The sequence below is a fragment of the Microcoleus sp. N9_B4 genome (assembly GCF_036701635.1).
In the GTDB taxonomy this organism is placed as follows: domain Bacteria; phylum Cyanobacteriota; class Cyanobacteriia; order Cyanobacteriales; family Microcoleaceae; genus Microcoleus.
Map to the genome: position 1 here is coordinate 110,884 of NZ_JAUBRC010000010.1, position 9,480 is coordinate 120,363.

The window sequence follows — 9,480 nt, forward strand, 5'->3', positions numbered from 1 at the left end:
TTAAAAATTCTTAGGAAGTCCGCCGATATAGCCTCTCAAAAATGCCTCTGATAATTCTACTGGTTCTTGGCCCTCTAGAGGTTTGGGGCCCAGAATGCGTCTGGCTTTAGTATAACCTAATTGGTTGCGAGAAATCACAAGCAGTCGCTGTTCGTCATCCTCTAAATCCAAACCGTCCAAAACTGCCGGGTTGTGGGTTGTAAAGATAACTTGTTTGTCGTGTTTTTTAGCTAATTCAACTAATTCTTGCATTAATCTGCGACACAATCTGGGGTTGAGAGAAGCATCAATGTTATCTATTGCAAAAAATTTAGGTGTGAGATCGCTAATGAACAAGGTAAAGTAAAAGAGTAAAAACAAAAAGCCTTCATTCGAGCTTCTTTGGTCGAAATAACTTAAATCAGTATCTAAGTACCTATCTGTGATTTGGATAGAAGTTTGCATTGCTGCTAAATTCTGAGGAACTTCAAAATCTTCAAACCAATCTATCAAGCGTAGCTTTTTTTTTATTTCATTAAATTTGTATTGATTTTCATCTAAATTCAAAAAATTAATAAGTTTAAACAAGCCTTCGCCATTAATGCCTAACGGTTGAATTTGCCCTTCTTTTTCAAATGTTCGTAAAGCGGGATTTTCAGGAGAGTAAACTATAAATAGATGTAAGTGAAGTATTTCAATAAAGGAGTCTATATCGTGGTTCAATTTTGATAAGTCTTGTTCTGGTAGTTCCGTTGTGTTTTTTAAAATTGATAAAAGTCTGTCTAGCCCCCCGTATTTCTGAAGAAAAAGATTAAAAACATTCTCTGTAGATGTTTCATTGTTGCCCCAAAAGTTTTTAGTCATCCACTGAGAATAAGGAGCATTATCATTTTGTAAAATACAACGAAATTGTTGTTTGTTATTTGCTCTTAACTCAATTTTGATATTTTTAACTAAATTTTCCTTTTCAAAAGCTGCTCGCATAAATCGAGGTTCTGTAACTCGAATGCCCCTTGCAGCTAAGAACTCGTTATCAAGCTTATAATTAGCCGCCGCAGAAGCAAGGGCGATCGCCTCTAGGATATTACTCTTGCCGCAGCCATTTTCACCGATCAATACAGTTACTCGTCCTAATTCTAGCTTCAGCTTTTGAATGGACTTATAATTTTCGATTCTGACTTCTCCAATCATAATTCAATCCCATATAATCCTTAGTGTACTCATTATATCTCCGATCGCATGAATCTCAAAGAACGCTTGCACAGCCATCTGATTCAAATTGTACGCGATCGCAACCCATACCTCGCATCCCAAGGGCATTTTTATGCTCAGCAATACATCCGCGAACAGTTGGCACAGTGGGGAACTGTAGAAATTGACGATTTTTCGGTGCGCGGCCGAATTCATCACAATTTTATTTTGGATTTACCCCCCTTCGATCAGGCGAGTAAGAAGGGGTTGCCGCCGATCGTAATTGGTGCTCATTACGATACTGTGCCGGGGACGCCTGGGGCCGATGATAATGCTACTGGTGTTGCTGTGTTGCTGGAACTCGCAAGGCATATCGCATCTAGGCCGCTCAAATATCCTGTGCAATTAGTCGCCTTCGATATGGAAGAATACGGTTGTTTTGGCAGCAGTCATCATGCAGCTAAATACAAGCAACAGCAAGAGTCAATCCGGTTAATGATTTCTTTGGAAATGTTGGGTTATTGCAACCATAATCCTAATTCTCAAAGCTATCCCGCTGGCTTGAAATATTTTTATCCAAATAGTGGTAATTTTATTGCTTTAATTGGCAATTTGCGGACGGTTCCCGATATGATTAATTTGAGTGGTAAAATTCGCAAATCTGGTCAGCCCTGCGAGTGGCTGCCGGTGCCGAATCGAGGTTTAATTGTGGCGGATACTCGCCGCAGCGATCATGCTCCTTTTTGGGATAATGATTATCCGGCTATCATGGTGACTGATACTGCTAATATGCGAAACCCACATTATCATCAAGAAAGCGATCGGATTGAGACTTTGGATTTGGATTTTCTGGCTGGTGTTTGTCAGGGGTTGGTTGAGGCTATTCGATATATATAGCAGTTTTATTTTAACTGACATTTTGTACCTCGATCGAGAACAGGCAAGATGCCTGTTCCACAAGAGATAAATTGTATTGTGGGGTGGGCATCCTGCCCGCCCATAAAAGGCTGATTAACATTTACGATCGAGAACAGGCAAGATGCCTGTTCCACAAGAGATAAATTGTATTGTGGGGTGGGTATCCTGCCCGCCCATAAAAGGCTGATTAACATTTACGATCGAGAACAGGCAAGATGCCTGTTCCACAAGAGATAAATTGTATTGTGGGGTGGGCATCCTGCCCGCCCATAAAAGGCTGATTAACATTTATGATGGATAATGATATGAATGCTGTTTTTGACGTTCGCACTCGCTGGCAATTTTGGATCGATCGCGGTGGTACTTTTACTGATATTGTCGCTAAGAGCCCCGACGGTAAGTTAGTCATTCACAAGCTGCTATCGGAAAACCCGGAACGCTACACAGACGCAGCAGTCCAAGGAATCCGCGACATTTTGGGAATTGCCGCAGATGTTTCCATACCTGCTGCACAAATTGAAGCGATTAAAATGGGGACGACGGTGGCGACAAATGCTTTGCTGGAACGAAAGGGCGATCGCACAATTCTGTTAATTACTAAAGGTTTCGGCGATGCGCTGAGAATTGGGTATCAAAACCGCCCGAATATTTTCGCGCGCCACATTGTTTTGCCGGAGATGCTGTACGATCGAGTTATTGAAGTTGCCGAACGCTACAGTGTTCAAGGTGAGGAGTTAACTGCTGTCAATCCCGAGTTTATCCCGTCTTTGCAGCAAGCATACGATGAGGGAATTCGCAGTTGTGCGATCGTATTCATGCACGGCTACCGCTACTCGGAACATGAAAAACAAGTTGCTAAAATAGCGAAAGAAATTGGCTTTACTCAAATTTCAGTATCTCACGAAGTTAGCCCGCTGATGAAATTAGTTTCGCGGGGAGATACTGCGGTTGTCGATGCTTATTTATCTCCGATTTTACGGCGTTATGTCGAACAAGTAACCAGTCAATTATCTGTAGGGGCGGTGCCCCCGTGCCCGCCCTCCTCCTCCTCCCCGTGCCCGTCCCCTAAATTAATGTTTATGCAGTCCAACGGCGGCTTAGTGGACGCCGCACAATTTCAAGGAAAAAACAGTATTTTATCGGGCCCTGCTGGGGGAATTGTCGGTGCAGTTCAAACGAGCAAAAAGGCAGGTTTTGATAAAATTATTACCTTTGATATGGGGGGAACTTCGACAGATGTTGCTCATTTTAACGGCGAATACGAACGCGAATTTGAGACGGAAATTGCTGGGGTGAGATTGCGATCGCCCGTGATGGCAATTCACACTGTAGCAGCCGGCGGCGGTTCAATTGTCTTTTTTGACGGGGCTCGCTACCGCGTCGGGCCGGAGTCTGCTGGGGCCAATCCTGGGCCTGCTTGCTATCGCAAAGGCGGCCCCTTGACGGTGACTGATTGCAATGTGATGTTGGGGAAAATTCAACCGGATTTTTTCCCGAAAGTATTTGGATTGAATGGAGATTTGCCGATCGCCTCTGACGTAGTAAACCAAAAATTTGGGCAATTAGCGGGGGAAATTGGGGGCGAGAGGACGGCGGAACAGGTGGCGGAGGGTTTTTTGGCGATCGCTGTGGAAAAGATGGCAAATGCTGTCAAAAAAATCTCGCTTCAGCGCGGTTACGATGTTTCGGAGTATACATTGTGCTGTTTCGGCGGTGCGGGCGGCCAACACGCTTGTGCGATCGCCGATGCTTTGGGGATGAAACGGGTATTTATTCACCCTTATGCGGGTGTGTTGTCCGCTTACGGTATGGGTTTGGCTGATGTGCGGGCTATTCGCGAAAGGGCGATCGAGCAACAATTAAATGCAGAATTATTACCTGATTTGCATCATATTTTAACGGAATTGGAGGCAGAGGGAAAGAGGGAATTGAACCGCAGACGCGCAGAGAACATAGAGAATGAGTCAGAGGTTTTAGTTGTTAGCAAGTTGCGCTTAAAATATCAGGGAAGTGACTCGGTTTTGGCGGTCAATTTTGCTGACAATTTTGAGGCGATGCAGGCTGAATTTGAAGCCGCCCACCGACAGCGTTATAGTTTTATTATGCCCGAAAAACCGCTAATTGTGGAAGCGGTTTCGGTGGAAGTTGTAGAAAGAATGGATGTGCCGGAAGCATCCACAATTTCCCCCTCTTGTGGCACGGGCATCTTGCCTGTGCAACCAATTTCAACCGTGCAAACCTATGTTGCTGGCGGGTGGCGGGAAACGCCGGTTTATCAGAGAAACGATTTGCGATCGCACGACTGCATTAGCGGCCCGGCGATGATTGTTGAAGCAACGGGAACCAATATCATAGAACCGGGCTGGGAAGCGGAAATCACCGAAAATAACGATCTAATTTTGAACCGCAGATGCACGCAGATGGAAACCGATAATATCCGCGTTCATTCGCGTTTATCTGCGGTTACATCCGATCCGGTTTTGCTGGAAATATTTAATAACTTGTTTCGGGCGATCGCCGAACAAATGGGCGTCACCTTGCAAAACACAAGTTCCTCAGTCAACATCAAAGAACGTCTCGACTTTTCCTGTGCAATTTTCGACAAAAACGGGCAATTAGTTGCCAACGCGCCGCACATTCCCGTACATCTCGGCTCGATGAGCGAAAGCGTTGAAGCTTTAATTTTAGCACAAAGCGATGTAAGTCAACCGGGCGATGTTTATGTTTCTAACAATCCCTACAACGGCGGCACGCATTTACCAGATATCACCGCAATTACTCCCGTATTTGATAATTATTCTTTCCTTCCTTTGTTTTATGTAGCATCGCGGGGACACCACGCCGACATCGGCGGCATCACTCCCGGTTCCATGCCTCCGAATAGTAAGATAGTAACTGAAGAAGGCGTATTGTTTGACAATTTCCAGCTAGTAAGCGAGGGAAAATTTCGAGAACAAGAATTACTAGAAATTCTCACAGCCGGGGATTTTCCTGTTCGCAATGTCGCCCAAAATATCGCGGATTTGCAATCGCAAGTTGCTGCAAACAATCGCGGTGTAGCAGAACTTCTCAAGATGGTTGAACATTACGGCTTAGAAACGGTACAAGCTTATATGGGCTTCGTACAAGACAATGCTGAAGAGTCGGTACGGCGCGTAATTGATGTTTTGCAAGATGGCGAGTTTACTTATCCGATGGATAGTGGCGGACAAATTAAGGTAGCGATTACAATTGACAAATCTGCGCGCCGTGCAAAAATAGATTTTACTGGCACATCTCCTCAGCAATTTAACAATTTTAATGCTCCGGCTGCGGTGTGCAAAGCCGCTGTTTTGTATGTTTTCCGCACCTTGGTAGATGACGATATTCCTCTAAATGCGGGCTGTTTGAAACCTCTCGAAATCATCAATCCCGAAGGCTGTATGCTGAATCCTCGCTATCCAGCGGCGGTAGTTGCAGGTAATGTGGAAACTTCGCAAAATATTACCGATGCTTTGTATTGTGCTTTGGGAGTGATGGCGGCTTCTCAGGGAACTATGAATAATTTTACCTTTGGAAATCAGCGCTATCAATATTATGAAACAATTTGCGGCGGTTCGGGCGCTGGTGCAGATTTTGACGGTACTGATGCGGTACAAACTCACATGACTAATTCGCGTTTAACTGACCCAGAAGTATTAGAATGGCGCTTCCCGGTGTTGTTAGAAAATTTTGAAGTTAGGGCTAATAGTGGGGGGAATGGATATCATCGCGGCGGTAATGGAGTGGTGCGGCGAGTGCGGTTTCGGGAGGCGATGACGGCGGGAATTTTATCGGGGAGGCGGGTGATTTCTCCTTGCGGTTTGAATGGGGGTGAAGCGGGGAAAGTTGGGCGGAATTATGTAGAGCGCGTTGATGGTAAAGTTGAGGAATTGGGGAGTACGGCGACTGTGGAAATGCAGCCGGGGGATGTGTTTGTCATTGAGACTCCTGGGGGTGGAGGTTATGGTACAATTATGTAGCCGCAGTAAAATTAACTAAATTGTAGAGGTGACTGTGATGCCTGACAGTTCTTTCTTTGATGAGTCCAGAGATAATTCTTTAGTAAAATCAGAAATAGTTGCTAAATACTTTTGGGCCTGGGCAAAGGTAATTATACCCACAGCAAAGAAATGGAGTAATAAAATTGCCTATATTGATTTGTTCTCTGGGCCAGGTCGCTATCAAGACGGTTCTAAGTCTACTCCATTACTTATCTTGGAACGTGCTATTGCCGATCCAGATATGTCACAAATGCTAGTAACCTTGTTTAATGATAAGGACTCAAATAATACTCAGTCTCTCCAGCAGGCTATAGAATCCATCCCAGATATAGGCAGGTTAACCCATAAGCCAATACTTTTAAATAAGGAGGTTGGAGAAGAAATTGTTCAAGCAATTAAACAAATCACTAAGATTCCTACACTATTCTTTATCGACCCTTGGGGTTATAAAGGCTTGTCACTTGCGCTAATTGGAGCGGTCATCAAAGATTGGGGTTGTGATTGTATATTTTTCTTTAACTACAACCGGATCAACATGGGATTGCATAATACAGCCGTAGAGAAGCACATGAATTCTCTCTTCGGTAAAGAACGAGCCGACAATCTTAGGGGACAGCTTGAATCGAAGCAACCAGAGGAGCGAGAGTTAATAATTGTGGAGGCTATCTCTCAGGCTTTGAAAGAAATAGGTGGCTCATATGTACTCCCATTTTGCTTTAAAAATGAAGGCGGTAATCGGACTACCCATCATTTAATTTTTGTCTCAAAAAATGTTTTGGGTTATTCAATCATGAAAGAAATCATGGCTGGAGAAAGCTCTAGCGCTAAACAAGGTGTTTCTTCTTTTGAATACAATCCCGCTCCACCTAGATATCCCCTATTATATGAGCTTTACCGTCCTCTGGATGAGCTGGAAAATTTGTTGTTGGATGAATTTGCCGCTCAGACGATGACTATGGAACAAATTTACAATCAGCATCATGTTGGCAAGCGCTACATTAGTAAAAATTACAAAGAAGCTCTTAAGAAACTCGAACAACAAGGTAAAATAATAGCAGATCCACCTGCCAGTAAACGAAGGAAGTACAAAGGAGAAATTACATTTGGAGAGAAGGTGACAGTTACATTTTTACCAAAGTAGGTGCTACTACTTTATTTGAGTTACGACTCATCCTGAAAGTGTAGCCATTGAATTGCCTTTGATGTTTATCCCATGCTTCCGGCATCTCATCCCAGATTTTTTCATCCAGAAGTCGCCCACCAGCTTTAGGTGTTCTACCTCCCCATTGCTTGAAGAAAAACGCTACTTCAGCCTCCTCACACTGCTGTTGAATACTCTCAACCCATTCTGCTTGCATGGGACGGTGTTTTTGTCCAGATTCTCCCCCAACTATTACCCAATGAATGCCTTTTAAATCAATATCCAAAGCACCTAAAAGCGGTTCGCACGAGAGAAATCTGACCTTGGCAGGTACTTTTCGCAAACAATCAATCCTGTCAACGTACTTTTGATTTTCAACAGAAACTCCCATCCAAATGTTGTCATGCCAGTCTAATTTATCTGCTAGATCGCGAAGGCGTTCGTGTCTTTTGGTCAGAATTTGATATACGTGCCAAGGAGTTTCTCGAATCACTTCAAAAACTTCTTTAAGGAATGAAAAAGGAACTTCTTCGTGAAATAAATCGCTCATCGAATTCACGAAAATGCGGCTCGGTTTTCGCCAGCGTTTGGGTTCTTGCAGCCGCTCGCGATGCAGTGTTAAATCAAAACCGTTAGGAAAATTAGTGTGAAACCTTTTTGTTAATGCTTCGGCATAACAATGCGTGCAGCCCGGACTGACTTTATCGCAGCCCGTCGTTGGATTCCACGTTCTGTCAGTCCATTCGATACCAGTATTAATGCTAGACATACAAAAAATTTACCATTTAAATAACATTTGTAGGTGACACTGAACCAATAAGATTCACTCTACTAATTGACGTTGATCCACAGTCATCTACAACTTAATTATATAATAAATTTGACTTTATTATCAACATATTTTTTAAGCACTTGCATCAAATGTATATCGTGTTGTAGAATCGGGCTGCACCCGCATTTATTCTCCAAACCTTTCCAGAACAATTGTGCAAACACCTAATTTTTCAGAACTCAACCATCCTGTGGTCAAATCCCTGTTCCATCACAGCGACCAGGAATTATTGACTCTGTTTCAAAACCATCCCGATCAGGGTCGCTTCTTCACGGCGATTTTTTGCCGCTACGCTCAAATTGTCCACTCCCTGATTCGCCATTCCGTACGATCGCCCGTACAAGGCGATTACCTGTTTGCCCACACTTGGCTGCACATCTATCACGAACTCCGAGGCCTCGATTTGCGCCGCGAGATCCAAGAGTCTGATGGCGGAAATCTTAGTCTCCAAAACTGGCTGATTAATGTCACCGCAGTCTGCATAAATCAAGCTGAATTGCCCCCTGTTGAGTCGATTCACTACTCTTTGCAATCGGCGCCGCCTCCCCTGTGGTGTTACGTCAAACAAGCCTTAGAATTGTTAGCGCCGCTGCCCCGTTTAGTGGTGTTGATGGCTCAGACTTTCCGCTGGAGCGAAACTCGAATTGCAGCTTATTTGCAAGCAGAAGGCGAAGCTATTTCGCCGGCTCAGGTAAAGGCTTTGCTGCAAAAAGGATATCAAAGTTTAGAATCCAACTTACCGGAGGATATTCGGGCTATTTATCTAGATGAAAATCTCGATTATCAAGAAGCACTTGTCTAGATATACACCATATAAATCCGCCCTTTCTAGTTGTAGGGGCGGGTTTTACCCGAAATATTTGCTAGGACTAACAGCATCGTAAACCCGCCCTTTCGCGAGGAATAAGAAAAAAATGGCAGTTTATCAAGTTCGGTTGGTAAATCAGGAACTTGCGCTCGATCGCACGATCGCAGTACCAGACGACCAGTATATCTTAGATATGGCAGAAGATGCCGGTATCCGCTTGCCGAACGGATGCAAGCAAGGAGAGTGTTCTGCTTGCGTTGCCAAATTGCTGAGCGGTGAAATCGACCAAAGCGAACAAAAGTTTTTGAAGCCGTCAGAATTGCAAGCTGGCTACGCTGTTACTTGTGTGGCTTACCCGCTTTCTGACTGCACTTTGTTAACTCATCAAGAACAAGTTTTATATCAAGCCGCTCTTTATTTTAAGTAAGAGGAAATCAGTTTTTTACCATCTTTTATTCTAGCCTCGCTGGGCGCGAAATTTCTTTGTAGAAGAGCGAATTATATTCGCAGGTCTGCACTTTGTTAACTCATCAAGAACAAGTTTTATATCAAGCCGCTCTTTATTTTAAGTAAGAGGAAATCAGTTTTT

General features: G+C 43.8%; 7 protein-coding genes. 5 read left to right on the forward strand and 2 right to left on the reverse strand.

All coding sequences use genetic code 11. The features are described 5' to 3' along the window. Positions 1-1,170 carry an AAA family ATPase gene (locus QUA43_RS09410; RefSeq protein WP_333373151.1) on the reverse strand — a complete coding sequence of 390 codons (1,170 nt, stop codon included), beginning with the start codon at positions 1,168-1,170 and terminating at the stop codon, positions 1-3. Positions 1,171-1,218: 48 nt separating this feature from the next. Here QUA43_RS09410 and QUA43_RS09415 point away from each other — a divergent pair, with 48 nt between their 5' ends. The 3 genes from QUA43_RS09415 (at position 1,219) to QUA43_RS09425 (ending at position 7,251) form a co-directional block, all read left to right on the forward strand. Continuing rightward, complete coding sequence (locus QUA43_RS09415) at positions 1,219-2,067, forward strand: M20/M25/M40 family metallo-hydrolase (RefSeq protein ID WP_333373154.1); 849 nt, start codon at positions 1,219-1,221, stop codon at positions 2,065-2,067. Positions 2,068-2,378: 311 nt separating this feature from the next. Beyond that, positions 2,379-6,089, forward strand: coding sequence for a hydantoinase B/oxoprolinase family protein (locus QUA43_RS09420; RefSeq protein ID WP_333373155.1), 3,711 nt, complete (start codon positions 2,379-2,381; stop codon positions 6,087-6,089). A 37-nt stretch (positions 6,090-6,126) separates the two neighbouring features. After that, positions 6,127-7,251 (forward strand): three-Cys-motif partner protein TcmP, encoded by a 1,125-nt coding sequence (locus QUA43_RS09425; RefSeq protein ID WP_333373157.1) that lies wholly within the window; start codon positions 6,127-6,129, stop codon positions 7,249-7,251. On the opposite strand, the gene QUA43_RS09430 is transcribed toward QUA43_RS09425, so the two are convergent. Beyond that, positions 7,232-8,020: a phage Gp37/Gp68 family protein gene (locus tag QUA43_RS09430; RefSeq protein ID WP_333373158.1), complete on the reverse strand. Its 789-nt coding sequence runs from the start codon at positions 8,018-8,020 to the stop codon at positions 7,232-7,234. The two genes, QUA43_RS09425 and QUA43_RS09430, sit on opposite strands and share 20 nt — an antisense overlap. Before the next feature lie 217 nt (positions 8,021-8,237). Between QUA43_RS09430 and QUA43_RS09435 the strand changes: the two genes are divergently transcribed. After that, positions 8,238-8,885: an RNA polymerase sigma factor gene (locus QUA43_RS09435; protein WP_006634336.1), complete on the forward strand. Its 648-nt coding sequence runs from the start codon at positions 8,238-8,240 to the stop codon at positions 8,883-8,885. A 112-nt stretch (positions 8,886-8,997) separates the two neighbouring features. Continuing rightward, on the forward strand, positions 8,998-9,318 hold the full coding sequence (locus QUA43_RS09440; protein ID WP_333373161.1) for a 2Fe-2S iron-sulfur cluster-binding protein: 321 nt from the start codon (positions 8,998-9,000) through the stop codon (positions 9,316-9,318). Positions 9,319-9,480 lie beyond the last annotated feature (162 nt).

Bases quoted from the DNA above. Each gene is read 5' to 3' on its own strand.
- QUA43_RS09430 (WP_333373158.1), bottom strand. From the start codon at position 8,020: ATGTCTAGCATTAATACTGGTATCGAATGGACTGACAGAACGTGGAAT.
- QUA43_RS09440 (WP_333373161.1), top strand. From the start codon at position 8,998: ATGGCAGTTTATCAAGTTCGGTTGGTAAATCAGGAACTTGCGCTCGAT.
- QUA43_RS09415 (WP_333373154.1), top strand. From the start codon at position 1,219: ATGAATCTCAAAGAACGCTTGCACAGCCATCTGATTCAAATTGTACGC.
- QUA43_RS09410 (WP_333373151.1), bottom strand. From the start codon at position 1,170: ATGATTGGAGAAGTCAGAATCGAAAATTATAAGTCCATTCAAAAGCTG.
- QUA43_RS09425 (WP_333373157.1), top strand. From the start codon at position 6,127: ATGCCTGACAGTTCTTTCTTTGATGAGTCCAGAGATAATTCTTTAGTA.
- QUA43_RS09420 (WP_333373155.1), top strand. From the start codon at position 2,379: ATGATGGATAATGATATGAATGCTGTTTTTGACGTTCGCACTCGCTGG.